Genomic DNA, 25,139 nt, shown 5'->3' on the forward strand with positions numbered 1-25,139 from the left:
CCGCAGGCATTTCCCGATCGACGCTGCCTTCACTTCGCGGCACCCACGATCGCCTGGACGATATCCGAATGGACCACGCGCCCGGTGGCGCGATCGAACAGGCCGAGGGTGTGATTGCCGGTCGGGCCATTGTCCCAGTAGATCGGGACCATGCCGTGCTGCACCGCCGACCGGGTGACGTAGCGATCCCATTCGGTGCGATATTTGCCGGTCGGGTCATATTCCGTCTTGGCGATCGCGCCATATTCGCCGAGGATCACGGGTATCCCGCGGTCGCCGAACGCCACTTTCACCTTCTGGAACGTGGCATCGACATATTGTTCGTTCGCCCACGCCTGCGCCGCCTTCGGGTCCGTCGCGCCTGCGCCCCATTGCCAGATCGTGCTCTTCTCGTTCAGCGCGAAATCATAGGGGTCGTAATAATGCACCTCCATCATCATCCGCCCGACAACGCTGTCGGTCGGGAGCGTCGAATTGCACGCGATGGTGTGATCGATGTTGGTGTTGAACCCCTGTACGATCAGATAGCGGTTCGCATTGCCGCCGCCGGTCGCACGAACGGCATCGACGAAGACCTTGTTGAAGCCGTTCTGCACGGCGCAATGTTCGGCCGTCGGCGCGTTGTAGTTGTCCTTGACCATCACTTCGTTGGTGCCGGCGAACAACAGGTGATCGTCATAGTCGCGAAACCGGGTCGCGATCTGTGTCCAGAAGGTCTTGAGCCGCGCATTGGCGACCCCCTGATCGGCATAAGTCGGTTGCAGCCAGCCACCGTCCCAATGGACGTTGATGATGACGACCAGCCCGGCCTGTCGCGCCTGGTCGACCACCTGCGCCACGCGGTCGAACCACGCCGATCCGATCCGGTCGTTGGCGTCGGCATATTGCTTCCACGACACCGGCACGCGAATGCTCTTGAAACCCGCTGCCGCGACGGCGTTCAGCAGCGCCTGCGACGCCGCCGGATTGCCCCATGCCGTTTCCTGCGAGGTCGTGGCCGGGGCAGGAGCGGTGCCGATCGCCTCCAGCGTGTTGCCGAGGTTCCAGCCCGGCGCCATCTGTGCCGCGAACTGGGTCGCCGTCAGCGTCGGGGATGGTGACGGCGTGGGTGTCGCGGTCGCCGTCGGGGCCGGGGTTGGTGCGGCCGATACGGTTCCCGACGCGCTGCCCGCCCCGGAACAGTTGACGACGAGCCCGATCGCAAGGGCGGACAGGGCGACATTGCGCCCCGCGCGCGCGGAGGCCGAAAGATTTTGCATGGGTCGGGTCATCCTGTCCTGAGGTTTATATTTTCGTTGAAAGTGCGGTCTGAGACGTTGGCCGGCCTATCGCCGGATCACGAACAGGGTCGGCGCATCGGCGATGAACCGGTCGAGCACCCCGTCGGCGATCTTGATCGGCCCATCGAACCGGGTGGCACCCGGTATCGAGGGGATCGCCGCCGCCTTGCCGGCGATCTCCCGCGCATCGGCGAAATAGCGGGGCGCGGTGGCGCTACCCCGATCGGCGGCGTGGAGGCCGGCAGCGGTCAGTTGCAACGCCCGACCCCATAGCTGCATCGCATCCAGCCAAGGACGCGACTGCGCGGCGAAGGCGGGGTCGATCGTGCCGGCGCGAATGATGTCCGGGGCGTTCGCCAGGTCGTCCGCCCGCTCGGCCAGATCGGCGATCGCGCGTTCGCGCGCGGCCGCGTCACCATTGGCGATGGCGTCGCGAACGTGATCGAACAGCATCCGGAGCCGGGGCGCCTGTTCCTGCCACGGCTGGGTCCCGAAGGTTGGCGCCATGTGCTGCGTATCGAAGAAGGTCAGCAGCGCCCGCGTGGCGCGTTCGTCGCCGCCGGCCAAGTCGCGCGCGGAGGCGATCCAGGTGGCTTCCGCGTCATAGCCCTTGTCGTTCCACGCAAAGGCGGCGACCCCGGCCACTGCCACGCGGCTGGGCGCTTCCTGGTTCATCGGGTTCGACAGGATGCCGGTCAGTTCGCCCGCCAGACCTGCTTCCCGCCGCACATAGGGGGCCAGCAGCAGCCGTCCGGTCGTCTGGGCATAGTCATTGACCGGATAATTGTCCCACAACAGCGTCTTGCGGCCGAACGCCTTGGTCGCGGCCTTCGCATCGGGGATCGAGATCGCGGGCGGCACGACATCGGTGCCGGTCCATTGCACCACGATCCGCGGGTCGAGGTCCTTGCGCAGCGCCGCCTTGTACGGGCTGTCCTTTGCATCGTAATATTCTGTCGGGACCATGATGAGCGGTCGCGCGGCCGGCAGTTTCGCGGTAAGATACGCCTGCACGCCGTTCAGGAACCGGGCCTGCGCGACACCGGCGGCCTGTGGTCCCGACGGACCGAACGTCGCCTTGTCCCGCTCACAATTCCACTTGGCATATTCGATGTCGTCGAGTGCCACATAGAAGCTCGTGATGCCGATCCCGCGCAGCGCATCGAACTTCTGCTCCAGCGTCCGGGCGTCGGCGGGGTCGGAAAAGCAGACCGAAGGGCCGGGCGAAATGGCATAGACGAAGTCGATATGGTTGCGCCGCGCGGTGGCGGCGAGCGTGCGCAACGCGTTCAGGGTTGCCGCCGGATAGGCTTCGCGCCAGCGATCCCGCGCATAGGGATCGTCCTTGGGCGAGTAGACATAGGTATTGGCCTTGACCGTCGCGAGGAAGTTCAGGTGGCTGGTACGATCCGCCATCGTCCAGGGCTTGCCGTAGAATCCCTCGATCGTGCCGCGGATGGGCATCGCGGGATGGTCCGTGACGACCATCGCCGGAATGGTGCCGCGCATCGCCAGTTGCCGGAACGTCTGCAGGGCGTGGAACAGGCCGTCGGCATCATGCCCCGCCAATGTCACGATGCCGCTGTCGCCCGCCACCGTGCTGGCGATGGTATAGCCCTCGGCCCGGTCCGGAACGCTCGCGCCGCTCCGCGCGAGCGCCGCCCGCACCTCGCCGGTATTGCCGACCCCGAGGACGATGTGGAGGCGGTCGACGGTGGCCGGCACGCGGTTGGCCGTCGCGATGGTGTCGACGCCGGCGGATGTGAGGATCTGACGGACGAGGGCGGCAGTGTCGGGATCGGTGCCTGGTGCCTCGACCACGACCACCGAGCGACCAAGCGCGATAGCGCCACCGGTCGCTTCGAGCGAGACGGGCGCGGGGACCAGGGCGGGAAGCGTCACCGGCTCGGCGGCGGCCGTCGTTGCGATGCCGAGGAAACTGGCTGCCGTCATCAGCGAGGGCAGAATGGCCGGGTTGCCGGAACGTCGCGTCATGGGGTTCTCGCCGTAAAAGGGTCGTTTCGCCAATGAATGGATTGTTTACGGACGGGCGGCAAGCGCCTGCATCGTGCCCGCAGCGCCGATGGTTTGGAAGAACCGATATTTTACGGCGACTTGTCCTGCGTCCATTCGCGTCATCGCGAACCGTTCGATCACTTCGCGCCAGCTCAGTGCGCGATCGAAAGCAGGGGCGCGACCGCGACCATCCAGATCGCCATCGCCACCATCAACAGATTCTCGGTCAGCGACAGGAAGCCCAGCGGCACGTTGCTGTCGCCGCCGACGCAGGCGCATTTCAGGTCGCGTTTGTCGACATAGACGGCCTTCATCACCGACACCGCACCGATCGAGCCGATGACGAGCGCGACCGGCGCCGATAGCCACGTCAGCGCGCCCGCCGCCATCAGCACGCCCGCCGCCCCTTCCGCATAGGGGTAGAGGTACGAATAGGGCACCCAGCGCCTGGCGAGCAGGTCATAGTTGAGGAACATCGACGAAAAGCTCTCGACATTCTGGAGCTTGAGCATCGCGAGCACGCACATCGAGAAGGCGACGAACCATTCCCCGGCGCGCACCGTGAAGGGCGTGCCGAGCACGGCGTAGCTGGCGGCGAGCGCCATGAGCGCGGTCATCGCAAAGACGGCGATCACCGGTCGATAGGTCACGGCCTTCGGATCGCGGACCTTCCTGCCGAGGAAGCGGCGGAGATCGTCATAGCCGCCGACCCGCTCGCCCGCGATGAAGGTCTGTGGAGTCGTCCTGACGCCATGCTTCGCCTTGAAAGCGTCGGTTTCCTCTCGGGTCGTCAGCCAGCGGTCGTCGACCGCATAGCCCTCCCGGCGGAGGAGGTCCTTCGCCTTCAGGCCATAGGGGCACATATGGTTCGGCATCACCATCCGGTAGATCGTCGCCTGTTTGGCGGGGGCGCTCGCCATGTCGCTTCTCCAGCTTGTTCGCGCCGCCTATATGGGGTCCGTACCATGGTACGGAGTCAAGGCATGGCGGGCATGACGATCGCGGGACTGGCGCGCGAAGGCGGCGTGGGCGTGGAAACCGTGCGCTACTATCAACGCTGCGGCCTGCTAGCCGAACCCGACCGGCCGAGCGGGGCGGGGGCCGTCCGGCGCTATGGTCCTGACGACGTCCGCCGCCTCCGCTTCATCCGCTCCGCCCAGGCGGCCGGGTTCACGTTGAAACAGGTCGGCGAACTGCTGGCGCTCGATGCCACCGACGACCGCGCTCTGGCGCGCCAACTCGCCAACGACCGTGTCGACGCGCTGGATGCGCAGATCGCGGAACTCGAACGGGTACGCGATTCGCTTCGCCGGCTCGCGCGGGAATGCGGGTCCGGCGCGGAAGGACCATGCCCGATCCTGACCGCGTTCGACCGGCATTCCCCCCACGATCATGCCGGGTGCGACAAAGGGGTGGCAGCGTCCGCTTCGTCTTCGACCTTCACCGCCCGCTGCCCGAACCGCGCGTAGAGCGTGGGCAGCACGAACAGCGTCAGCAGCGTCGCCGAGATCAGCCCGCCGATGACGACCGTCGCCAGCGGCTTCTGTACCTCCGCGCCGGCCCCGCTGGCAAAGGCCATCGGCACGAAACCCAGGCTGGCGACCAGCGCGGTCATCACGACCGGGCGCAATCGCTGGATCGCGCCGGTCCGCGCCGCTTCGGCCCGGTCCATGCCGGACCGGATCAGGTCCTGCACCGAACTGACCATGACGAGGCCGTTGAGGACCGCGATGCCCGACAATGCGATGAACCCCACCGCCGCCGAGATCGAGAAGTCCATGCCGCGCACGAACAGCAGCAGCACGCCGCCCACCAGCGCGAAGGGTACGCCGGTGAACACGATCGCGGCATCGCGCACCGATCCCAGCGCCCCATAGAGTAGCAGCAGGATGAGTACGAAGCAGGCCGGCACCACCAGTTGGAGCCGCTTGCTGGCGGATTCCAGATTCTCGAACTGTCCGCCCCATTCGAGATAGGTGCCCGCCGGCAGGCGCACGCCGCTCGCCACGGCGGCCTGTGCGTCCGCCACGATGCTGCCGACGTCGCGCCCGCGCACGTTCGCCTGGACGACGACGCGGCGCTTGCCGTTTTCGCGGCCGATCTGGTTCGGTCCGTCGACGACGCCGATGTCTGCGACGCTGGACAGCGGCACATAGCCGCCGCCGGCGACCGGCACCTGCACCTGTTCGAGCAGCCCCAAATCGGCACGTTCGGCATCCGACAGGCGGATGACGACCGGGAAGCGGCGGTCGCCCTCGAAGATCATGCCGGACTCGCGACCGCCGAGCGTGGCGGTGATGGTGTCCTGCACGTCCTGCGCAGTGACGCCGAGGCGTGCCATCGCGTCGCGGTTCACCCGGATGTCGAGCATCGGGAGACCAGTCGTCTGTTCGACCTTCACGTCCACCGCCCCTTTCGTCCGGCGCAGGACGCCGGCGATCTGTTCGGCGGTGCGGTTCATCGCCACGAAGTCGTCGCCAAAGACCTTCACCGCGATGTCGCCGCGCACCCCGGCGATCAGTTCGTTGAACCGCATCTGGATCGGCTGCGTGATCTCATAGGCGTTGCCGGGAATCCGGGCGAGGTTGCTTTCCAGCCGCTCGACCAGCGCCGCCTTGTCCAGTTTGGGATCGGGCCATCGGTCGCGCGGTTTCAGGATGACGAACATGTCGGTCGCGTTGGGCGGCATCGGGTCCGACGCCAGTTCGGCGGTGCCCGTCTTGGAAAAGACGAACCGCACCTCGGGCTGTTTCGATACCATCCGTTCGATCGGCACCTGCATCGCCTGACTCTGCTGCACCGACGTCGCCGGGATGCGCAGCGCCTGGATCAGCAGGTCGCCCTCATCGAGCTGGGGGAGGAACACCTGGCCCAAGGTCGTGAAGGCCAATGCCGCGACGACGAGGCTGGCGAGACCGGCGCCGATGGTGATCGACGGCCGCTGCATCGCCTTTCCCAGACCCGGTTCGTAGCGCTGCTTCAGCCACGATATGATCCGCCCGTCCTCCTCGTTCACCTTGCGCGACAGCCATATGGCGATCGCGGCGGGCACGAAGGTCAGCGACAGGACGAACGCGAAGAGCAGGGCGATGATGACGGTCAGCGCCATCGGCACGAACGTCTTGCCCTCTACGCCGGTAAGGGTCAGCAGCGGCACATAGACGAGGATGATGATCGCCTGTCCGTAGACCGATGGCCGGATCATCTCCCGCGCAGCGGTCGCGACCGCCTCCAGCCGCTCGCCGACGCTCAGCAGGCGACCTTCGTGATGCTGCTTCTCGGCGAGACGCCTGAGCGCATTCTCGACGATGATGACCGCGCCGTCGACGATCAGTCCGAAGTCGAGCGCCCCGAGCGACATCAGGTTCGCCGACACCCCCAGCCGCAGCATCCCGAATCCGGTCAGCATCATCGTGACGGGAATGACCGCCGCCGCGATCAGCGCGGCACGGAAGTTGCCGAGCAGCAGGAACAGCACGACGATGACCAGCAGCGCGCCTTCGGACAGGTTCTTCGCCACCGTCTTGATGGTGGAATTGACCAGCGCGGTGCGATCAAGGACCGGCTGCACCACCACGTCGGGCGGCAGCGAGGCGTTGATCGCCTTCAGCCGGTCGGACACCGCAGTCGCGACGTTGCGGCTGTTCTCACCGATCCGCATGATCGCGGTGCCGACGACGACTTCGGTACCATTCTCCGACGCGGACCCCATCCGGATCGCCTGCCCGGTACGCACGGTCGCGACCTGATCGAGCGTAATCGGCACGCCTTCGCGGGTGGCGACGACGGTACGCGCCAGTTCGGTCGCGTTGCGGACCAGCGCGTCCGAGCGCACCGCCAGCCCCTCGCCATTGCGGTTGACGAAGCCGCCGCCGACGCTGGTGTTGTTCTTTTCCAACGCCGTGCCGAGGTCGGTCAGCGTGATCCCGAGCGACGCCAGCTTCTGGACGTCGGGGACGACCAGATATTGCTTGGCATAGCCGCCGATCGAATCGATCCCGGCGACGCCGGGCACGTTCTTCAGCAGCGGCGTGACGATCCAGTCCTGCGCGGTGCGCAGATAGGTCGCCTTGTCCTCCTCGCTCGTCAGCCGCTCGCCTTCGGGGGTGATGTAGCTGCCATCGGGTTGCTGGCCCGGTTCGCCGGGGCGGTGCTTGTCGTCCTCGCGATGTTCGAGGCGGACGGTCCACATATAGACTTCGCCGAGGCCCGTCGCGATCGGTCCCATTTCGGGGTTCACGCCATCGGGCAGGCTTTCGGCCACGCCCTGCAACCGCTCGCCCACCTGCTGGCGGGCGAAGTAGATGTCGGTGGAATCGTCGAACACCGCCGTGATCTGCCCGAAGCCGTTGCGGCTGAGCGAGCGGGTGTTTTCGAGGCCGGGAATGCCGGCCAGCGCGGTCTCGATCGGGAACGATACCTGTTTCTCGACCAGCTCGGGCGAGAGCGCGGGCGCGCGGACGTTGATCTGCACCTGGTTGTTGGTGATGTCCGGCACCGCGTCGATCGGCAGCCGGTAGAGCGAATAGCCGCCGATGACGGCGACGATGGCGGTGAGGAGCAGGACGAGCCAGCGCTTGTTCACCGCCCAGTTGACGATATGCGCGATCATGGCATCAATCCTCGTGCGTCGCTTCGCCCTTGCCGAGTTCGGCTTTCAGGGTGAAGCTGCCGGTGGTGGCGATCTGTTCGCGGCCGGTCAGGCCGGAGCGGATGATGACGGTATCGCCGGCCGCGTCGCCCAGCGTGACCGGGGTCGCCTGAAACCCCTTGGCCGTGCGGACGAATACGACCGGTTTGCCTTCCACCGTCTGGACTGCCGTCGTCGGGACGCGAACCGCGCTGCCGCCGCCGCTGCCGCTCAACTGGACCGATGCGGTGACGGGTTCGCCGACGCGCCACTGGCCGCCGCCATTGTCGAGCGTCGCGATGACCGGCACCTGCCGCGTCTGCGGATCGAGCGCGGGCGACACGAAGCTGATCCGTGCGCTTGCCTGTCGCCCCGGCGCCGTCACCGTGACGATGTTGCCCGGCTTCACCCGGCCGGCGTCTTCGGGTTTGAGGTTGAGCGCCAGCGACACCCGGCCGAGATCGGCGATGCGATAGAGTTCGCTGTCCGCCGCGACCGTCTGCCCCAGCACGACCGGCCGGGCGATGACCTGTCCGGCGATCGGCGCGACGATGCCGATCCGGTTCAGCCCACCGCCGCCGCCGCCCGCCGCCGACACCTGGCTCTGGGCCAGGCGGTAGGCGATGCGTGCCTCGGCCGCGGCGGTGCGCGCGGCGATCAGGTCCTGCTCGGGCGACACGCGTTGCGCGAACAGCCGTTGCTCGCGGGCGAGATTGGAATTGGCGAGCGCGAGCCGGGCGCGCGATGCCTCGACCTCGCCCTTCAGTTGCGCGGCCTCGCGGCTTTCGATGATCGCGATCGTCTGTCCGCGCCCAACCGACTGGCCGAGATTGCGGGTCAGCGCGACGACACGCCCGCCGATCGCGGCCGAGACGACCTGCGTGCCCTCCGGATCGCCCTCGATCGTTGCCGGCAGGTCGATCGTCCCCGCACCGCCGGTCAGTGGTCGGCCGATCTGGACGCCGGCCGCCGCGATCTGGTCCGCCGTGAGCGTCACCGCGCCTTCGTCGCCATGATCGGCTTCGTGACCGTCCGCGCTGGCACCGGGCGCGGCCTCGTCTGCGGCCGGTTCGGTGCTGCCCCCGCAGGCCACGAGCGACAAGGCGAGGGCGAACGGCAGCACGCCGCCGGTCAGGATGGTCTTCATCGGTCGGTTCCCCCGGTGGTGATGGTCGGCGCGGGTGCGGTCAGCCGCTCCAGTCGCGCACGGGCATTCTGGTAATTGGCGAGCGCGTCGATCGCGGCGACGCGGGTTTCGGCGAGCGTGCGTTCTGCATCGAGCAGGTCGAGCTGGCCGAACTTGCCTTCGCGATAACCGATCCGGGCGATCCGGGCGGCTTCGCTCGCCGCCGCCAGCGCCGGCCCGACGGCGGTGCGCGCAGTCGTCGCCGCATTCGCCGCTTCCGCCTGCGCGTCGGTGATCGCCTGTTCGACGTCCATCGCCGTCACGCGCCGCAATGCCTCGGTGCGGGTCCGCTCCGCCGTTGCCTGCGCAATGGCGGCGCGGCCGTTGTTGAACAGCGGGATCGGCACCGAGACCGCGAACACGGCTGCGGTATCGTTGGTCGCTTCCAGTCGCCGGAGCGCCGGGCCAACATTGAGGTCGGGCACGCGGTTGGCGCGCGCCAGCCGGATGCCGGCATCGGCGATGGCGAGATCGGCGTCCGCCGCCGCCAGCGCCAGCGTGCCGCTGGTCTGCACCGGTGCGGTCGGGCCGAAGGTCGCCGGTGGCAACCGGTCGAGCAGGTCTGCGTCGAGCGTACCGTCGATCGGACGACCGAGCCGCCGCGCGAGGTTCGTCCGGGCCGCCTCGGCCAGCCGGGTCAATCGCTCGACATGGGCGTCGGCGTTGATCCGCGCGACGTCGGCGCGCTGCTGCTCCAGCGGTGAGGCGCGCCCGGCCTGCACACGGACGCCGGCACCGCGCAGCACCTCGGCCGCGATCCGTGCCTGGTCGCGTGCGGTCACCAGCCGGCGTTCGGCGGCGATCGCCTCGATATAGAGCTGCGTGACCTGCACGCGAATATCGGCAGCGACGATCGCGCGCTGCAGTTGCGCGCGCGACAGCTGGGCGTCAGCCACGCCGATGCGTGCGCCGCGCTTACCGCCGAGTTCGATCGGGATCGCGACCCCGACCGTCGTCTCGGCGCTCCGCAAGCCTTGGTAAGGACCGGAACCGACGACGTTCTCGACTTGCCCCTGGAACACGGGGTTGGGGCGCAGCCCGGCCACCGTGCGCGCCGCCTGTGCCGCCTCGACCGAAGCGGTGGCATCTGCTCCCGCCGGTGCGGCCCCGCCGGCGGCCGACACGGCCTCATCCAGCGATAAAGTCGGAAGCGGTTGCGTTGCGGTCGGCGTTTCGGACGGAGCGGTCGACTGTGGCGACTGCCCCGGTTGCGCCTGCGCGATCGAAGCGCAGGACGCCGCGGCCAGCAGGGCCGCGAGCAATGTTTTCATGGAATATCGATCCTGACAGAACACGTCGGACCGGCGGCTGCCGGTCGGCGGGTATCGTCAGGCGGCCGGCGGCCTCAGCGCGGGATCGACCGGATGCGACGCGATCGCGCTGGCAGGTGCCGGGACCGGACGCAGGGCATCGGCACGGGTCAACGACGACAACATATTGCCCGCAGGCATATCGAGCGATTGACCGTGGCAGGTGCCATGATGGTGCGGCATCGCCTGATCGCCATCGCCCTGCGACTGATCGGCATCGCCGTCGCTATGTACGATCCCGGTGCATTCGATCGTGACCGGCCCCGGAATCTCCCGCGCGTGGACGGCCGCCGTCATCACGAGGGACGAGGCGATCACGATCAGCAAGAGGGACCAGAGCCTGAGCAGCATCCTGTACCGCCTAGCCGAAACGGTGTTTAGTGTCATCGTTTAACATGCGGCGGTGTGCAGGTAACCGAGTGCTGAACCCGATAGCTGTCGCCGACGCCGTATTGCGGAACTAATGCACGGCATCTCCATTCCTGACGGCAGCGATATGCCGCGGTGCAAGCGGTAGTCCGAACTCGATGAAGGGAATGGCCTTTGCCGACGTTTTACGAGCTTCCGATCCGCAACGGTGTCGGCCCCGTTCACCTCAACCGGTTCAGGACGCGCATCAAGCCGCGACCAGGGGTAAAGATGCCCACCGGGCTTGGACTGGCGGAGCTGATGCCCAAGTTCATGGATGCGAAGACGGCGGCGGTTTGGCGAGACGCCGCGCATTCCCATCATGGCAGGCCGACGCTGATGTTTCGTGGCGTCGCCCGGGTGCGGCCATTCGCGATGCTTGGTTCGATCCCCCTCCCGCTGCCGGACTGGGTGCCGGAATCAGTGAAGCGGATCGGCGTTCCGGAAAGTATTCGGGACTGGATGATGCCGGATGTTCATACCGACTCCGTAGGCCTGGTATCGCTGAAGCCTTCGGCCTTTACCGTGCAGACGCTGCGCCGACGGTTCGAAACGGGCGACGATGCAAAGATCCGCGCGGCGGTGCACATGGCGTTCGTTCTGGCCGCCACATCGATACCGCCGCTCGTTGCGCTCATCGCGTTATACGGCCAGCGCCTGTCGAAGCCGCTCGCGGACATCGCCATCGAGATCAATCAGTATCACTTCCTCGCCGGCCGGCGCTCGTTTCACATGGGTACGGCGGCAGATTTCGGGGAACGGGGCGATCATTGGGTGTTCGAAACCGCAGCGGCGGAACGGTACAGCCATGCCGTCTTCAAACACACGACGGACTTCGTCATGGGCGGCGCGCATTCGACCGTAACCCCGGTATGGCGTCAGATGGGAGCCAAGGTTGCCAGCGCTTTCGGAACCATCATCGGCAGTGTGGAGGACGACTCGAAGGAAGTGGGATCGGTAGCGGCGGTGGCGCGCGATCCGTACTTTCAGAAGATTGCGTCGGATCATGCCGTCCTGCTTCCGTAACGCGCGATAGAGGAGAGGGACGGAGAGAAGCGCTATGATGAGCCATCATGTCTTCAAAGTTCCTGACGGACCTGGGCATGGGCCAGAAGCGCGAACAAGCCGGTCCCGCCAATGATGTTGCCGATCAGGGCAGGCAGGATGATGCCGCCAAGCGCGTATCCGACCGATGCCTCACCGGCCAGGACCAACAGCCACGCCTCGCCCGAGCCTGCGACGACATGTGCGAATTTGCCGACCGCGATGAACCACGTGATGAACAGGATTACCCAGAACTCCTGCCCCTTTGCGGATGGAAGCACCCAAGGGATGGCGGCCATCAGGAATCCGGCCGGGATGCCCATGGCGATCAGTTGTAGCGGTTCGCGCTCGAGAAGATGCCGCGACAGATCGAGCATCGCCAGGCGCAGGCCCGGTTCGCCCACCACACCGCTCTCGACCATCAGCGCCACGAGGAACGTGCCGGTCAGATTGGCTACCAGGACGATGATCCAGAACCGGGCCAGCCGCCCGAAGTTCGCCAGCGTCGGGTGGGTCGCGACCGGTATCACCGCGGACAGGGTGCTTTCCGTAAACAACTGCATCCGGCCAAGGATGACGATCAGGAACCCGAGCGTGTATCCGATGCTGGCAACCGCATCCGCCCACGGGGCAGGGGGCAGGGTGTCCGCGATCAGAGCCTGACCCATGACGGATGCGCTGATCGCCACGCCGCCGGCCAGCCCGGACCATGCCAGCGAAAGCGCGGGACGCTCCATTTCCTCGTCGCCATGACGCCGGATCACTTCGTGGGTGACGAGGGCGCTGGCTACCTCGCGGTCCTCGACGTCACGGCGTTCGTCGGGTGACAGGTCGACGTCCTGTTCCCGGGCTTCGACATCATCGGCGCGGCTGTTCGGTTCCATCAGGTGCGAACGCTCGACAAACGAGGCAGGTCCGACAACCTGCCGATGCAGGCGGCGATGGACCACCGCGCCGTGACGTTCGGGGGTCGCACACTGCGCCGTTCTTCACTACACCCTCGCCGACAGACGATTTTGCGCAACGGTTGGACTGCACAGTCAGCAACAATCGAGAATGACCGACCGGGGGGACGGCAGCATGGACAGTATCGATGATGTAGGGGCGCTGGTGACCGCGGGCATGGCGGCGCGGACGGTGGAACATGCGGGGCAAACCCCCGGTCATGCCGACGCGCACCATTTGCAGGGCCATGACTGCGCCAATTGCGGCGCGCGGCTGACCGGCGATTATTGCCAGGCCTGTGGCCAGGCTGCGCATCTGCACCGCGACATGGTCGGCTTCGCGCATGACGTGCTGCACGGCGTGTTCCATTTCGACGGCAAGTTCTGGTCGACGCTGCCGCTGCTGGCCTTTCAGCCCGGCAGGCTGACGCGCCGCTATATCGACGGCGAACGCGCGAAGTTCGTGACCCCGATGGCGATGTTCCTGTTCTCGGTGTTCCTGATGTTCCTCGTCGTCGGCAACGTGCCCGGCTGGTTCTCCCCGGACGAGGTCGAGGCGAAGGGCCCGAGCGTCGAGGTGGCGCGGCAGGACATCGCCCAGTCGATCGGCAGGGGGCAGGCGCGGCTCGACCGGCTTGTCGCCCAGCGCACAACGGTGGCCAGGGCGGGCGGCGACACCGCTCCGATCGACCGGAAGCTGGCCGAGACACGCAACGCACTGCGCGGGCTGCGCGTCGCCGAACGCTTCATCCCCGGTCAGGCGGCGGATGCGGCCAAGCTGCGGGTCACGTCGCCGTTATTGGGGGCGGCGGCACAGGATCGCACCGGCACCTGGCTCCAGCAGAAATTCGACCACGCACGCGAAAACCCCAAACTGCTGTTCTACAAGATGAAGAGCAGCGGGTATAAATATAGCTGGGCGCTGATTCCGATGTCGCTGCCGTTCCTGTGGGCCATGTTCGCCTGGCGGCGGCGTTTCGGCCTGTACGACCATGCGGTCTTCGCCACCTATTCGATCGCGTTCATGTCGCTGCTCGTGGTGGTGCTGACGCTCGTCGGCTGGACCTTTGGCAGTTTCGGGCGGACGATCGCGTGGGGCGCGCTGTTCCTGGTGCCCCCGGTGCACATGTACAAGCAGTTGCGCCATGGCTACGAACTGCGTCGGTTCAGTGCGTTCTGGCGAACCGTCGCATTGCTGCACGTCGTGTCGTTCACGTCGCTCGCGTTCTTCCTGTTGCTCCTTTCGCTCGGGCTGGCGGACTGATCGGCTAAGGTTGTGACCCGGAACATCCTTACCGCAGGACCGACTAATGCTTTCGATGTGAGCGTTGTCCCGACCGGGCCTGCGTTGTTGCGGATGGCGCAATAATCCGGCGGAGTTGCACTATAGGCACGGCAGTGCGTGGAGGCATGGATCACCGCTCGGTCTTCCGCCATTCTATGCCGGGCGTTGATCGAACAGCCGGCGTGGCAGAAAGCTCAAGAGCCATGCCAGTCCGGCCAGATCGATCGCGACGATCCCGGTCGCCACGAAGAACGCCGCCGGCGCCGCTTGCGCGGACCGGTTGGCCGTCATCGTGAAGTAGATCGTGGCGATGAGGGCGGTGCCGAGCGCGCCGCCGATCTGCTGTACGGTCTTGTGCATCGCACCGGCAACGCCCGCATGGTTCCGGTCGACGGCGGCAAGCGTGATCGGTCCCAGCGGCCCGCTGAGCGTACCCATGCCGATGCCGGCGACCAGTAGCGTTGCCGCAATCATCCCCGGCGGTAGCGCCAGCCGGATCGCAAGCGCGGTCGTCAGGCAGCCGGCGGCCATGACAAATGCCCCGATCATCGGCACGCGCTTGCCGTGGCGGGGGAGCGCTTTGCGCCCGATCTGGCTGATCCCCGCCATCACACCCAGCGCAAAGGGGATGTGCAGAAGCGCGACATCGATCGGCTCATAGCCCAGGCCCCGCTGCAACGTCAGGCTGAAGGTCAGCAGGAAGCCGGCCGATGCCATTGCGAAGCCGGTGGTGGCGACCAGTCCGATGCGGAAGCTGGGGTCCGCGAACAGCGATGGTTCGATCAACGCCGAACCGATCATCGCTCTTCGCCGCCGCTCGTAGCGCCAGAAGGCCCACCAGAGGCCGCTGCTGACCAGCACCATCATCGCCGTCCACCATGGCCATCCGGCCGCTCGTCCCTCGATCATCGGCAGAAGCAGCAGACCAAGGGCGCCGAACAGCAGGAGCGATCCCGGCACGTCGGGGCGCAGGGCATGGCCGGACCGGCCCGGCGGCAAGAGTGCAATGCCGGCGATCAGCGCCAGGATGCCGAACGGCAGGTTGATGAGGAACACGCTGCGCCACCCTAGCTGGAACGGGCTCCACTCGATCAGCAGCCCTCCCAACACCGGACCGCCGATTGCCGCCAAGCCGCCGATCACGCCGAATGCCGCCAGGCGACCGATACGCTCGGTCGGCGTATACAGAAGCTGGATCAGCGCGACCCCCTGCGGTGCCATGATTGCGGCCGCCGCGCCTTGCGCCAGTCGCGCTACCGCCAGGGAACTGCCGCCCCCGGCCATCCCGCAGGCCAGCGAGGCCAAGGTAAAGCCGACCACCCCAATCACGAACATGCGGGCATAGCCGAACAGGTCCCCCAGCCGACCGCCCACCACCAACAACACGGCAAAGGTGAGGAAATAGCCCGACACGACCCACTGAATCGCCCTGTCCGATGCGGCCAGCCCCGACTGGATCGCGGGCAACGCGGTGTTGACGATCGTCGAATCGACCACGTCCATGACGAACGCGACCAGCACCGTTGCGAATGCCAGCGTGCGCTGTCGCTCGCTCAACCGTTCCGAAACCGCTGCATTCGCCACCTGATCGATCCTTGCTTGACAGGGTTGCAGGTCATGACGATACCACGTATCAGAATGCAAGTTCTAATTAAGCCGGCATACCGGTCGATGGATGTGGGAGAGGATTCGGATGACCGCCGATACAGAGCAACTGCGCGTGCGCAGCCCCGGCCTTGGTCAGGGGCTGACCGTCATCATCGCCGGCTTCCTGCCGATCCTGGCCATCGTATCGCTGTTCCCGGCGGTCCCGTCGATCATCGATCACTTCGCCGCCGAGCCGACCGCCGCGTGGAAGGTGCCGGCGATGGTATCGGCACCGGGCCTCACCATCGCTATCTTCGCGCTGTTCGCGGGGATTCTGGTCGACCGGTTCGGTCGGCGCAAATTGCTGCTGGTGGCCACCTTGCTGTTCGGCGTGTTCGGAACGGCACCGTTCTTTCTGAACGACCTGAACGCGATCTATGCCTCGCGCCTGCTGTTGGGTGTCGCCGAGGCGGCGATCCTGACGACCATGAACACGCTGATCGGCGATTATTGGGATGAGAAGGGGCGGCGCAACTGGCTGACGCTGCAGGGACTGGCCGGACCGTTCCTCGCCAGCGGCGTCATTCTGGCGTCGGGGTTCCTGACCGGGCTGCGCTGGAACGGTATCTTCCTGATCTATCTTATCGCGTTTCCGACCTTCCTCGCCGCCGCGAAGTTCCTCTACGAGCCAGCCAGCGACGCCACCGCGCGCAAGATGCTGGGGATCGGTGCGGAACCGGCGCGCACCGCGTTCCCGGCGGCATCGGTCGCGATCATCGGCGCAGTCACGCTGTTCGCGTCGGCGCTCTATTACGTCTTTATCATCAACGGCGGCATGGCGTTTCGCGAGGTCGGCATCCAGTCGTCGCAGGAGCTGGGCAAGCTGACCTTCATCCCCAGCCTGTTCGTCATGGTCGGCTCGGCGATCTTCTGGGCCACGGGCCGCGCCCGCCCGGTCGTGCAGCTCGGCATCTTCCTGGCGATGATCGGTGGCGGGCTGGCGATGATCGGACTGGCGCCCGACTGGCGCTGGATGGTGGCGGGGCTGGTGGTGCAGCAGACGGGGGCGGGCATGGCTGTGCCGACGCTGATCGCCTGGGCACAGACCAAGCTGCCGTTCGAACATCGCGGGCGTGGCATGGGGGTGTGGACCGCCTGCTTCTTCTTCGGACAATTCTCCAGCCCGTTCCTGGTGTCGCTGTTCCGCGTCCAGACCGGCGCAATGCAGGGCGCGTTCCTCATCATGGGTGCGGCCGGCGTCGTCGGCGCGGTCGTCGCCTTCCTTCTCGCGGTGACGCGGCGCGGCGGGTCAAACCCCGCCACGCCGGCGGTCGCCTGATCCACCCCCTTTTCAGGACGATGGTCATGACGATCAAGCGGGGCGTCAGCCTCTACAGCTATCAGCACGAAACCTTCCTCGGCAAAATGACGCTGGAGGACTGCATCCGCACCAGCGTCGGCTTCGGCGCGCGCGGGATCGAGGTCATCGGCGAACAGACCTTCTGGGGCTGGCCCGAAGCCGGCGTCGCCGATGAAAAGATCACCGAGTGGCATCAGCTGATCGAGAAGTACGACGCGGTGCCCGTCGCGCACGACTTCATGCTCGATTACAAACGGTACAAGGGCCGCGAGATGCCGTTCGACGAACAGGTCGCGAGCATCCGCAAGGACATCGATTTCGGTGCCCGCCTCGGCATGAAATATCTGCGCGCGCTGGTTTCGATCGCCCCCGGCGTGCTGGTCGCCGCCGCCCCCTATGCGGAAGAAAAGGGCATCAAGCTGTTGATCGAGGTGCACGCCCCGCTGCACTTCGATCATCCGTGGATCGTCCGCCATGCCGAGGCTTTCGAGAAGGCGGGCAGCGATGCGCTGGGCTTCCTGCCCGACATGGGCATGTTCCTGTTCGCCTTTCCGCCGGTGTGGAAAGAGCGCTTCATCCGCAACGGCGTGCCGCAGCATATCGCCGACTATATCGTGAAGGCGTATGAAGACCGCGTTCTCAGTGAATATGTCATCCTGAACGTGCGCGAGATGGGCGGCACCGGACCTGCCATCGCGATGGCCGAGACGCTGCGCCACAATGCCGCGTTCGAGCCGAAGCGGATGCTCGACTACATGCCCCGCATCCACAACATCCACGGCAAATTCTATCAGATGGACGCCGATCTGTTCGAACCCTGCATTCCGTATGACCAGATCGTCCGGGTGCTCAAACAGGGCGGCTATGACGGCTATATCTGTTCGGAATATGAGGGAAATCGGTGGATCGAGGACGCCTGTGAGGTCGACTCGGTCGAACAGGTCCGCCGCCATCAGGAGATGCTGAAGACCCTGATCGACGGCCCCGCCGACACCGCCCTTGCCGCCTGAAGGAAGCGCAGATGTTCGACAACAAGATGATCGTGGAAAACAGCCTGAAGGGCACCTCCGACGGCTTCAGCATCGAGGCGCGGCTGCCCTATTATCGCGGCCTCGGCCTGTCGATGATCGAGAATGTGGCGGTCACCATCGATGGCGAGGCGGTGCCGCGCGAGGACATCACCGTGACCTTGCGCGGCCGGACGTGGACGCTGGACCAGATGGAGCGCGAATATGGCGACCGCTGGAACTTCGGCGAGAAGGCGGTGATCGGCGTGAAGCGTGCCGGCGGGCTGATGCCGGGCGAGCACCGCATCGAACTCGCGGAGACGATGCGGATTTCCTATCTGCCGTTCGTGCCGACGACGAAGGATGCCAAGACGCTTCGGCTGGCGGCATGAACGCCTGCCCCCGCGTCGACCGCCGCGCGGTGTTGGCGGGTGTCGCGGGCAGTGCGCTGCTCGGCCTGCCGGGGATGGCGGGCGCGGCGGGGCCGCGAACGCAGGCCGGTTGGCGGGCGCTGTTCGATGGCGACAGCCTGGATGGCTGGACCTTCAATCAGGATGGTATCGGCGCGCGCGATACGCTGGGCGTCGTCGCGATCGACGACGGGGTGCTGCATTTCCATGGCCGCGACTATCGCGGACCGGAGAAGGCCGCCTTCGGTCACATCGCGACGGTCGACCGCTGGTCCGACTATCACCTGCGTCTGGACTATCGCTGGGGCCAGGCGCGGTTCGCACCGCGTGCTCTGCAACGCCGCAACAGCGGCATCCTGTATCATCTCGGTCCCGAACGGGACTGGCTGTTTCTCGACGGCGTCGAGTTTCAGGTCGAAGAGGGTGATGTCGGCGACGCGATCATGATAAACACGCGGGCGCTGGCCGGTCCGGTGCTGGGCGGCACGCCGCTTTGGCCGACCTATTTCCCCGGACTGCCGACGACCTATGAGCCGCCCGTCGTCGCGGGCGGCATCGCCCGCCAATGGTTCCGCCATGCAGGTGCCTATGAAACGCTGGACGGGTGGAACACGCTGGACCTCTACGCTTTCGGCGATCAGGCCGCGCATCTGGTCAACGGCCGGATCGTCATGACCCTGTTCGCCATGCGCGACCGGGGCAACGTGCCGCTGACCGGTGGTCGTATCGCCCTCGAATTCGAGGCGGCGGAAATCCTGTATCGCAACGTCATGATCCGGTCGCTTTCGGCGCGGGATATCGACCGGCTGAAGGCGGGCGGCGCCTGATCGCAAGAGGGCTGCTCCCCGACGGGCGGTCGGGGAGCAGGACCGTTACCCGACCGGGCGACCGATCGTCGGATACCGCGCGATCGCCACCATCTGCGCAATCAGGCACGCGACGATCGGCGCGTAATAGAGCCAGCGCAGCCCGGTCACGACCTCCGCGCCGCCCTTGCCCGGTACATAGCCGATGCTGGCAAGGCCGAACGCCACCAGCGCGCCGCCCAGCGCCATGCCGATCTTGGTCGACAAGCTGATGCCCGATGACAGCAACCCCTCGTTGCGGGTGCCGGTCAGTTGTTCGTGATATTCGATCGCTTCGGCCGCCATCGCGAAGATCGCGGTCATGGTGATGCTGAGCAACACCGATCCCAGCAGGTACAGGGTCAGGAACCCGGCGGTCGATCCCTCCACCAGCGGCAACGCGGCGAACAGCGGCAATGCCGCCAGCAGCGCGATCAGGTTGCCGCGTCGCATCCCCATCCGTTTGAAATAGGGTGGGGCGAGGATCGATCCGATCAGCAGCGTGCCCGATACCGCGGGCAGCAGGATCGAGATCATCCACGGCTTGCCCAGCACGTTGATCGCAAAGAACGGCGTGATCGCCAGCACCGCGCCGAAGCGGACGAAGTTGAGCAGCGCGAACAGGAATACGGTGTTCCACGCCCGGTTGCCGACCATCGCGCGCACCTGCGGCCAGATCGCCCGATCGCGCGGGGCTTCCAGCGCCTCGACCTGTTCGGGACAGCGCAGCAGGTTGAGCGTGGTCAAGGTGGTGACAAGGCCGAACAGCGCGGCGACCAGCAGGAAGCCCTGCCGCTGGTCGCCACCGCCCAACATATTCACCAACGGCATCGTCGCCGCCGTCGCGACGATCACCGAGACCGCGGTGCCGGCGGCGCGCAGGCTGCCCAGCGTCAATCGCTCGCCATTGCGGTTGGTCATCATCGGCAACAGCGCGCCGTACGGGATGTTGATGACCGAAAACAGGATGCCGAGCGCGGCGAAGGTCGCGATCGCCCAGATCAGCCGGGCATTCTCCCCCAGCGGCGGCATCCAGAAGGTCGCGGCGCACAGCAGCCCGAACGGGACCGCGCCCGATTTGAACCACGGCCGCGCCCGGCCGCTGCGGCCGCGTGTCCGGTCGACCAGCACGCCGATCACCGGATCGATCGCGGCATCGGCAAGGCGCGACACCAGCAGCAGCGTGCCGACCGCCGCCGCCGGCAACAATGCGACATCGGTGTAGAAGAACAGCAGGAACGCGCCCACCATGTTCCACGACAGGCCGAAACCAAAATCGCCCAGGCCATAAGCGAGCTTCGCCGACGCACGGAGCGGCCGCGAAGCGAGCGGAAGGTCTTCCCGCACCGCCTGCATGGCCTACAGCCCCGGCGCGGTGCGGTGGCTGAGGGGAGCGTGCGGTTCCCCGGCGGCGAACGGCCCTTTGGTAGATGCGGCAACGACCATCTTCATTCACTCCGGGCGGCGCCGGCGTCGCGGCACCTGGCGGGATGTGCCCGCTAGCAAACTGGGTTCAGAGCGCGCCTTCCTTCAGCATCGACACGGCGTTCGCGCAGGCACGCGCGGTTAACGCCATGTAGGTCAGCGACGGATTCTGGCAGGCCGAAGACGACATCTGGGCGCCGTCGGTGACGAAGAGGTTGGCGACGTCGTGCGCCTGGCTCCACTGGTTCAGCACGCTGGTCCGGGGGTCGTGCCCCATGCGCGCGCCGCCCATTTCATGGATTGCCGACCCGCCGGGACTGGGTTGGTCGAGGCCCATGATGACATGGCCGCCGGCTGCGGTCAGCATCGCGGCGGCCTCTGCCTTAGCATCCGCCAGGGCGGCATGTTCCTGTGCACCATGCTCGAACGCGATGCGCAGCGCGGGCAGGCCGATCGAATCCTTTACGGTCGGGTCGAGCGTGATGCGGTTGGTCGCGCGCGGAATCGAATCGGCAAAGGCGACCAGCACCATCCGCCACGGACCCGGTTCGCGGAGGGCATCCTTGTAGTCGGCACCGATTCCGGCGTCGCGCTTGCCTCGGGTCCAGGCGGCACGAAACGCCCCGCCCTGATAGGAAAAGCCGCGGCTGTGCCCCTTGCCGTCCATCGTATCGAGGTTGCGGAACCGGGGGATGACCACGCCGGTCGGGCGATTACCGAAATAGGTGTGCTCTTCGAACCCGGGCATGATCGCGATGCCGGCGACCGTCTGAGCATGATCCATGATGTGCGTGCCCAGCACGCCGCTCGAATTGGCGAGGCCGTTCGGGTTGGCCTCGGTCACCGATCGCAGCAGCACGCCGACGCTGTTGAACGATCCCGCGTTCAGGAACACGATCCGTGCCGTCACGCGCTTGCGCTCGCCGCTCCTGGTGTCGATGAAGCGGACGCCGGTCGCCCGGCCGGTGGCGGGGTCCTGTTCGATCGCCTCGACCGCCGCATCGGTGATGAGCGTCAGGTTGCCGGTCTTCTGCGCGGCGGGCAGCGTCGAACTCTGGGTCGAGAAATAAGCGCCATAGGAACAGCCGCGCGGGCAGATCGATCGATACTGGCACGCCGCGCGACCCTGTTCGGGCTTGGCCTGCGTCAGATTGGCGTTGCGCCCGATCGTCAGCCGCCGTTCGGGCCAGTGTTCGCCGATCACCGACCGGACATGGGTTTCGACCGGGTTCAGCGCCATCGGCGGCAGGAAGCGGCCGTCGGGTAGCTGGGGCAGCCCCTCGGCCATCCCCGCCACGCCGACGAACTCCTCGACCTTGTCATACCACGGGGCGATGTCGGCATAGCGGATCGGCCAGTCGGTGCCGTATCTGTCGCGGCGATTGGCGTCGAAGTCGTAATCCGACCAGCGATAGCATTGCCGCCCCCAGGCGAGCGAGCGCCCGCCCAGGCCGTGGCTGCGCCACCAATTGAATTGCGTGTCGCCTTCGGTCGTGTACGGATTTTCGCGGTCGTTGACGAACCGGTCCTGCGTGAATTCGGTGAAATGACGGTTCTTGCGCTGGACCGCATAGTCGGTCTCGTACAGCGCGGCATCGCCCAGGCCGCGGAACTCAAGGTCCCATGGCGCCTTGGTTTCGTTCACATAGCCCGTGCCATGTTCGATCATCGGCCCGCGTTCGATCATCAGGACCTTCAGTCCCGCCTCGGTCAGTTCCTTCGCCGCCCAGCCGCCGGTAATTCCCGACCCGATCACGATCGCGTCGAACAGTGCATCGCTCATCAACTGAACTCCACCGCGGTCCAGTCGCTCGACCATGCGCGACTGCCGGGGACAAAGGGGAGGTCCGGTTCCCATTTGCTAGGGACCAGCTCATATTGCAGCTCGCGCGAGCCACCGGTTTCGGAAGTGTAATAGGCGGTCAGGATCAGCGCCTTCAGCTTCTTCCACGGCGATTCCGGCGCGTCGCGATCACTTTCGGCAAAGGCCTCGGCATCGATGGCGCCGAGGGCGGCCTGTCGCCGGGCGGTCGCGGCGGCGAGGAAATCGCCATGGGCGCGGGCATCGAGCTGCCATTCCAGCCAGTCGAGATAATCCAGCGTCCCGTCGCTCCGCAGATGGCGCGCCACGGTCGCGGGCAGCGCCGCCCCGGCTGTAGGCGCGCGGGTGCCGTCGAGGCCGTGCGCCAGTGCCAGAATCACGAAGTCATGCGCGCCGATGTCGCCGGCGCCGGGCGTGGCGGTGCGCGGGATGACCGTCTGCGCCGCGACGCGCAGAATCCGGCGCTGCCGGTCGGTAACATCGGCGGCGGCATCGCTCATCCGCACCGCCGCGACGGGAAGTCCCACCACCAGCGCGAACAGCGCGGCACCCCCCAGCGTATCGCGCCGGGTCCAGCCCGTATCGGCCATGACGCTTCCCATCCTCGTCCCGTGCGCCGACGAAACCGACGCTTATCAGAATTATTATTCTGATTTGAACGTGGATCGTGGGCGTTGTCAAGCGGGCCGGTGATTTCCTTTGGGCGCTGTCGTCATATAGGCGGCGAGCATGTCGCCCAAGTCGTTCTTCAGCTGGTTCCAGTCGCCTTCGCCGGCCGCGTCGAGCGATGACCCGAAGCCGAGATAGCGCGCGATCGCCGCATAGACGATGCGGAACCCGGCATCGGCGGCGTGGCGCGGGTCGGGGTGACGGATTTCCGTTTCGCAGGTCAGCAGCGCATCGATTACCGCATCGCTGGTCCGCGAATAGCTGCGCTTGCCGATCGAGGCGATGACGGGATCGCCGCTCGCGCGCAGCATCAGCGGGCGCATCACTTCGGCATAGCGACGCAGGACGTCGGCGATCGACTGCACCAGATCATGCACCAGGTCGATCAGGTCGCCACCACGCTCCTGCACCGCCGCGATCGCCGCCAGCATGTCGGTGTCGACCCGCTCCAACACGCGCAGCTGTACGACATGGACCAGGTCCTCTTTGCTGTCGAACCGGCAATAGATCGATCCGATCGAAACCTTGCCGTGCTTCGCTACCTCGTTGAGCGTGAATTCGTCCGATCCCCGCTCTGTCATCAATTGCTCGGCGGTGGCCAGCATCCGTTCGAAGCTGGCCTTGCTGCGTCCCTGCTGCGGCACGCGCGCTTTCGCCATGATCGTTTCGATATCCATAGGCACCCCATTGACAGCCCCCGGACCGTGAGCATATCAGAATAACAGTTCTAATTTCAGTTTAGTCCGTTCGGCAGCGAGCGGCAACCGCGCACCGGGATAACCGGGCGTGAAAAGGGAGAGGTCGGATGCGGTTTTCGGTGTTCCTCAATGCACGTTCGATGGCGCCGGAGCAGGACCGCGCGCTGATCCAGAACCTGACCAGCCATGCCGAACGCGCCGCCGCGCTCGGCTTCGATGCGCTGTTCATGCCCGACCATCATTTCAACGGCTATATGCCGATCGCCAGCGACAGCTACATGTTCGCATCCTATCTGGCGGCAAAGTTCCCGCACATGCATTTCGGCTTTTCGGTGACGTCGGTGCCGTTGCATCACCCCGTGCGCTTTGTCGAACGCATCAACATCCTCGACCAGTTGACCGACGGCAAGCTGCTGGTCGGCGTCGGATCGGGCACCACGCCCGAAGAGATGATCGGCTTCGGCGTCGACTACCGCGATGCCGGTGCGATCTCCGAAAAGAACCTCGCCCTCGCCGAACGGCTATGGGCCAAGACGATGGACGATCCGGCGGTCGAGATCGACAACGGTCCGCACCAGGGCCGCGTCCTGCAACGTATCGCGCCCGCCGCCTATAGCGAGGGCCATGCGCGGCTGATGCCGGTGGCGATGAAGGAATCGAGCGCCCGCCGCGCCGCCGAGAATGCGTGGCCAGCGTTCATCCCTGCCTTCACCCCGCCGCAGATCGGCGGCACCGAACCGATGAAGCATGTCGCCAAGTTCTTCGGGATCTATCGCACGATGCTGGAAGAAGCCGGGCACAGCGCCGACAAGATCGCCCGCGCGCTCGACTGGACGACGCATACCTATCAGCTCGTCCATGTCGCCGACAGCGACGAACAGGCCCGCGACGAGATGATGGCGATCCTGCGCGCCTACCAGGACGCGATCGAACGCGAGGCGGCGTTCAACGCCCGCGCCGAATCCGACGACGCGAACAAGAAGACCGACCGGACGCCCAACGCGCTGACCGAGGACTGGATCGGCACCTGGTGCCTGTACGGGTCGCCCGAAACGGTGATCGAGCACCTCAAGCCCTATGAAGAACTCGGGATCGGCAACATCCTGTGCGGCACCACCACCGGGCCGCTGACCGACGAACGGCTGCGCCTGGGCGACCAGACGCTGCGGCTGCTGTCGGAAAAGGTCATGCCCGCGTTCCGGAAGGCTTGAGC

At 66.3% G+C, this 25,139-nt stretch carries 21 protein-coding genes; 8 read left to right on the forward strand and 13 right to left on the reverse strand.

The features are described 5' to 3' along the window. Positions 1-29: 29 nt before the first annotated feature. The 3 genes from ASE83_RS16825 to ASE83_RS16835 all read right to left on the reverse strand — a co-directional run bounded on the left by ASE83_RS16825 (position 30) and on the right by ASE83_RS16835 (position 4,216). Entirely contained in the window at positions 30-1,259 is a 1,230-nt protein-coding gene (locus tag ASE83_RS16825) for a glycoside hydrolase family 5 protein (RefSeq protein WP_055793115.1), read from the reverse strand. A 66-nt stretch (positions 1,260-1,325) separates the two neighbouring features. Further along, positions 1,326-3,275 (reverse strand): beta-N-acetylhexosaminidase family protein, encoded by a 1,950-nt coding sequence (locus ASE83_RS16830; RefSeq protein WP_055793117.1) that lies wholly within the window; start codon positions 3,273-3,275, stop codon positions 1,326-1,328. Between the two features lie 173 nt (positions 3,276-3,448). Then, positions 3,449-4,216, reverse strand: coding sequence for a glutaredoxin family protein (locus ASE83_RS16835; protein WP_055793121.1), 768 nt, complete (start codon positions 4,214-4,216; stop codon positions 3,449-3,451). Positions 4,217-4,288: 72 nt separating this feature from the next. Between ASE83_RS16835 and ASE83_RS16840 the strand changes: the two genes are divergently transcribed. Further along, positions 4,289-4,765 carry a MerR family transcriptional regulator gene (locus tag ASE83_RS16840; RefSeq protein ID WP_443024331.1) on the forward strand — a complete coding sequence of 159 codons (477 nt, stop codon included), beginning with the start codon at positions 4,289-4,291 and terminating at the stop codon, positions 4,763-4,765. On the opposite strand, the gene ASE83_RS16845 is transcribed toward ASE83_RS16840, so the two are convergent. The 4 genes from ASE83_RS16845 to ASE83_RS16860 are packed head-to-tail and all read right to left on the reverse strand — an operon-like array spanning position 4,687 to position 10,719. Continuing rightward, on the reverse strand, positions 4,687-7,908 hold the full coding sequence (locus tag ASE83_RS16845) for an efflux RND transporter permease subunit (protein ID WP_055793126.1): 3,222 nt from the start codon (positions 7,906-7,908) through the stop codon (positions 4,687-4,689). The genes ASE83_RS16840 and ASE83_RS16845 overlap by 79 nt on opposite strands. Before the next feature lie 4 nt (positions 7,909-7,912). After that, complete coding sequence (locus tag ASE83_RS16850; RefSeq protein ID WP_055793130.1) at positions 7,913-9,073, reverse strand: efflux RND transporter periplasmic adaptor subunit; 1,161 nt, start codon at positions 9,071-9,073, stop codon at positions 7,913-7,915. Then, the gene (locus ASE83_RS16855; RefSeq protein WP_055793133.1) at positions 9,070-10,383 is read right to left on the reverse strand and encodes a TolC family protein; all 1,314 of its coding nucleotides are present in this window, start codon (positions 10,381-10,383) and stop codon (positions 9,070-9,072) included. The genes ASE83_RS16850 and ASE83_RS16855 overlap by 4 nt, the downstream gene beginning before the upstream one ends. 57 nt (positions 10,384-10,440) lie before the next feature. After that, on the reverse strand, positions 10,441-10,719 hold the full coding sequence (locus ASE83_RS16860; RefSeq protein ID WP_235513033.1) for a hypothetical protein: 279 nt from the start codon (positions 10,717-10,719) through the stop codon (positions 10,441-10,443). A gap of 246 nt (positions 10,720-10,965) precedes the next feature. On the opposite strand from ASE83_RS16860, the gene ASE83_RS16865 reads away from it, so the two are divergent. Then, positions 10,966-11,856 carry a hypothetical protein gene (locus ASE83_RS16865; protein WP_156353270.1) on the forward strand — a complete coding sequence of 297 codons (891 nt, stop codon included), beginning with the start codon at positions 10,966-10,968 and terminating at the stop codon, positions 11,854-11,856. A 53-nt stretch (positions 11,857-11,909) separates the two neighbouring features. Here the strand turns inward: ASE83_RS16865 and ASE83_RS16870 are convergent, their stop codons facing one another. Next, positions 11,910-12,758 (reverse strand): formate/nitrite transporter family protein, encoded by an 849-nt coding sequence (locus tag ASE83_RS16870; RefSeq protein WP_055793144.1) that lies wholly within the window; start codon positions 12,756-12,758, stop codon positions 11,910-11,912. Positions 12,759-12,954: 196 nt separating this feature from the next. Between ASE83_RS16870 and ASE83_RS16875 the strand changes: the two genes are divergently transcribed. Continuing rightward, positions 12,955-14,082 carry a DUF3667 domain-containing protein gene (locus ASE83_RS16875; RefSeq protein WP_082443111.1) on the forward strand — a complete coding sequence of 376 codons (1,128 nt, stop codon included), beginning with the start codon at positions 12,955-12,957 and terminating at the stop codon, positions 14,080-14,082. A 174-nt stretch (positions 14,083-14,256) separates the two neighbouring features. Here ASE83_RS16875 and ASE83_RS16880 read toward each other — a convergent pair whose 3' ends face one another. Further along, entirely contained in the window at positions 14,257-15,687 is a 1,431-nt protein-coding gene (locus ASE83_RS16880) for an MFS transporter (RefSeq protein ID WP_055793150.1), read from the reverse strand. A gap of 109 nt (positions 15,688-15,796) precedes the next feature. Here ASE83_RS16880 and ASE83_RS16885 point away from each other — a divergent pair, with 109 nt between their 5' ends. Genes ASE83_RS16885 through ASE83_RS16900 form a run of 4 tightly spaced genes read left to right on the forward strand, consistent with a single transcriptional unit; the run spans position 15,797 to position 19,294 of the window. Continuing rightward, entirely contained in the window at positions 15,797-17,029 is a 1,233-nt protein-coding gene (locus ASE83_RS16885; protein ID WP_055793153.1) for an MFS transporter, read from the forward strand. Between the two features lie 20 nt (positions 17,030-17,049). Next, on the forward strand, positions 17,050-18,060 hold the full coding sequence (locus tag ASE83_RS16890) for a sugar phosphate isomerase/epimerase family protein (protein WP_055793157.1): 1,011 nt from the start codon (positions 17,050-17,052) through the stop codon (positions 18,058-18,060). Positions 18,061-18,071: 11 nt separating this feature from the next. Next, complete coding sequence (locus ASE83_RS16895) at positions 18,072-18,449, forward strand: C-glycoside deglycosidase beta subunit domain-containing protein (protein WP_055793160.1); 378 nt, start codon at positions 18,072-18,074, stop codon at positions 18,447-18,449. Then, positions 18,446-19,294, forward strand: coding sequence for a 3-keto-disaccharide hydrolase (locus ASE83_RS16900; protein WP_055793163.1), 849 nt, complete (start codon positions 18,446-18,448; stop codon positions 19,292-19,294). Before ASE83_RS16895 ends, ASE83_RS16900 begins: the two co-directional genes overlap by 4 nt. Positions 19,295-19,339: 45 nt before the next feature. Here ASE83_RS16900 and ASE83_RS16905 read toward each other — a convergent pair whose 3' ends face one another. From ASE83_RS16905 to ASE83_RS16920, 4 genes are all read right to left on the reverse strand, one after another. Beyond that, on the reverse strand, positions 19,340-20,659 hold the full coding sequence (locus ASE83_RS16905) for an MFS transporter (protein WP_200921921.1): 1,320 nt from the start codon (positions 20,657-20,659) through the stop codon (positions 19,340-19,342). Positions 20,660-20,825: 166 nt separating this feature from the next. Then, on the reverse strand, positions 20,826-22,520 hold the full coding sequence (locus tag ASE83_RS16910; RefSeq protein WP_055793170.1) for an FAD-dependent oxidoreductase: 1,695 nt from the start codon (positions 22,518-22,520) through the stop codon (positions 20,826-20,828). Beyond that, entirely contained in the window at positions 22,520-23,149 is a 630-nt protein-coding gene (locus tag ASE83_RS16915) for a gluconate 2-dehydrogenase subunit 3 family protein (protein ID WP_055793172.1), read from the reverse strand. Before ASE83_RS16915 ends, ASE83_RS16910 begins: the two co-directional genes overlap by 1 nt. An 87-nt stretch (positions 23,150-23,236) precedes the next feature. Next, complete coding sequence (locus tag ASE83_RS16920; RefSeq protein WP_055793175.1) at positions 23,237-23,905, reverse strand: TetR/AcrR family transcriptional regulator; 669 nt, start codon at positions 23,903-23,905, stop codon at positions 23,237-23,239. A 128-nt stretch (positions 23,906-24,033) separates the two neighbouring features. On the opposite strand from ASE83_RS16920, the gene ASE83_RS16925 reads away from it, so the two are divergent. Then, positions 24,034-25,137, forward strand: a complete 1,104-nt coding sequence (locus ASE83_RS16925) for an LLM class flavin-dependent oxidoreductase (RefSeq protein WP_055793177.1) — start codon at positions 24,034-24,036, stop codon at positions 25,135-25,137. Positions 25,138-25,139: the final 2 nt, after the last annotated feature.

Origin of the sequence: Sphingomonas sp. Leaf32 (genome assembly GCF_001421765.1) — a bacterium.
In the GTDB taxonomy this organism is placed as follows: domain Bacteria; phylum Pseudomonadota; class Alphaproteobacteria; order Sphingomonadales; family Sphingomonadaceae; genus Sphingomonas.

Coding starts and splice junctions, on each gene's coding strand:
- ASE83_RS16825 (WP_055793115.1), bottom strand. CDS start 1,259: ATGCAAAATCTTTCGGCCTCCGCGCGCGCGGGGCGCAATGTCGCCCTG.
- ASE83_RS16830 (WP_055793117.1), bottom strand. CDS start 3,275: ATGACGCGACGTTCCGGCAACCCGGCCATTCTGCCCTCGCTGATGACG.
- ASE83_RS16835 (WP_055793121.1), bottom strand. CDS start 4,216: ATGGCGAGCGCCCCCGCCAAACAGGCGACGATCTACCGGATGGTGATG.
- ASE83_RS16840 (WP_443024331.1), top strand. CDS start 4,289: ATGACGATCGCGGGACTGGCGCGCGAAGGCGGCGTGGGCGTGGAAACC.
- ASE83_RS16845 (WP_055793126.1), bottom strand. CDS start 7,908: ATGATCGCGCATATCGTCAACTGGGCGGTGAACAAGCGCTGGCTCGTC.
- ASE83_RS16850 (WP_055793130.1), bottom strand. CDS start 9,073: ATGAAGACCATCCTGACCGGCGGCGTGCTGCCGTTCGCCCTCGCCTTG.
- ASE83_RS16855 (WP_055793133.1), bottom strand. CDS start 10,383: ATGAAAACATTGCTCGCGGCCCTGCTGGCCGCGGCGTCCTGCGCTTCG.
- ASE83_RS16860 (WP_235513033.1), bottom strand. CDS start 10,719: ATGACGGCGGCCGTCCACGCGCGGGAGATTCCGGGGCCGGTCACGATC.
- ASE83_RS16870 (WP_055793144.1), bottom strand. CDS start 12,758: ATGGAACCGAACAGCCGCGCCGATGATGTCGAAGCCCGGGAACAGGAC.
- ASE83_RS16875 (WP_082443111.1), top strand. CDS start 12,955: ATGGACAGTATCGATGATGTAGGGGCGCTGGTGACCGCGGGCATGGCG.
- ASE83_RS16885 (WP_055793153.1), top strand. CDS start 15,797: ATGACCGCCGATACAGAGCAACTGCGCGTGCGCAGCCCCGGCCTTGGT.
- ASE83_RS16890 (WP_055793157.1), top strand. CDS start 17,050: ATGGTCATGACGATCAAGCGGGGCGTCAGCCTCTACAGCTATCAGCAC.
- ASE83_RS16895 (WP_055793160.1), top strand. CDS start 18,072: ATGTTCGACAACAAGATGATCGTGGAAAACAGCCTGAAGGGCACCTCC.
- ASE83_RS16900 (WP_055793163.1), top strand. CDS start 18,446: ATGAACGCCTGCCCCCGCGTCGACCGCCGCGCGGTGTTGGCGGGTGTC.
- ASE83_RS16910 (WP_055793170.1), bottom strand. CDS start 22,520: ATGAGCGATGCACTGTTCGACGCGATCGTGATCGGGTCGGGAATTACC.
- ASE83_RS16915 (WP_055793172.1), bottom strand. CDS start 23,149: ATGGCCGATACGGGCTGGACCCGGCGCGATACGCTGGGGGGTGCCGCG.
- ASE83_RS16920 (WP_055793175.1), bottom strand. CDS start 23,905: ATGGATATCGAAACGATCATGGCGAAAGCGCGCGTGCCGCAGCAGGGA.
- ASE83_RS16925 (WP_055793177.1), top strand. CDS start 24,034: ATGCGGTTTTCGGTGTTCCTCAATGCACGTTCGATGGCGCCGGAGCAG.